General features: G+C 70.7%; 1 pseudogene. It reads right to left on the reverse strand.

The features are described from left to right. Positions 1-1,040 (reverse strand): annotated as a pseudogene (locus ACFWUY_RS42000) (hypothetical protein); the annotation flags it as partial.

Raw genomic sequence — 1,040 nt, forward strand, 5'->3', positions numbered from 1 at the left:
GCCACGCGCCCAGTTCCCCGATGGGGTCAGCACTTTCGTGCGCGGCGTCCACGCGCAGGCCGAGGTCGGACGCTGGTCTGGCATCGGTGCCCGGGTAACAGGTGGTGAACGCGCGATTGGCTGGCAAGATCCACCGGGTGGTGGTGATCAAGGACGCACCCGCGTCGGCCATGGCGATCACCAAACCAAACGTTTCCGCGCAGCGATAGTCGGCGCCGCCCTCGCAGGCGATGAGCGCGACTCGCGGCGGCATCGGCCACAGCCGGGCACCAGGCACGGGAGCAGTCTCGCCGTAGAAGCGGTGCGCGTCCGCGTCCCCGGCGAGCGTGCCAAGCAGCAGGTCGATCGCCGCGAGTGGCCGGTGATCGCTGGGCGCCCGAGTGACCGTCCCACCCAGGTTGGGCCGGGTCAACGGTTCGGCCATGCCCCAAGATGAGTCCCGGGTGTCGCCCAGATGTAGTGCGGCCGAACCAGGTTCGGCCACCGTCGCCGATACGTGGCCGTAGTAGAACAGCCGCGAGCGGGGGACGCGCAAGGCGGCGGCGAGCTCCCCCCTGCCGAACCTGGCATCCAGAGCGCGGTACTTGTCGTCAGCCAAGATCCGGCCACGGGTCACGTAGTCGAGGACCCGTGCGCGGAAGGCACCTCGATCGCCCGGGTCGAGGACTGGGCCGAGCCCGTGCGCGGCCGCGCCGTTGGGTGTGCGCGGGTCGATGATGAGCAGCGCCGGGTGTTCGGCGACGTCGGCCCACTCGGGTGGAGACACCGAACGGGCGGTGTGGATCGCGGCGGGCGGCTCGTGGACGATCTCGGCAACCTCCAGTAGACGCCGCCCGTCGGGCAAGCACAGCAGTTCCCATGGAACCCGCGACAGTCGCCGGCTCGGCGTGAGCCGGAGCCGAATCACACCGCCGCGAGCTGCGATGTCGGCCCGCAGCACGTCGGGCAGGACCGCCGAGGTCAGGCATTGGGCCAACCTCAGCTCGGCGGTGGGCTCGGTGAGCGCACCTGACAGCGCACGCTGCGCGGCCTGCTCGTTT

The sequence above is a fragment of the Streptomyces sp. NPDC058664 genome, assembly GCF_042716635.1.
GTDB lineage: Bacteria > Actinomycetota > Actinomycetes > Streptomycetales > Streptomycetaceae > Streptomyces.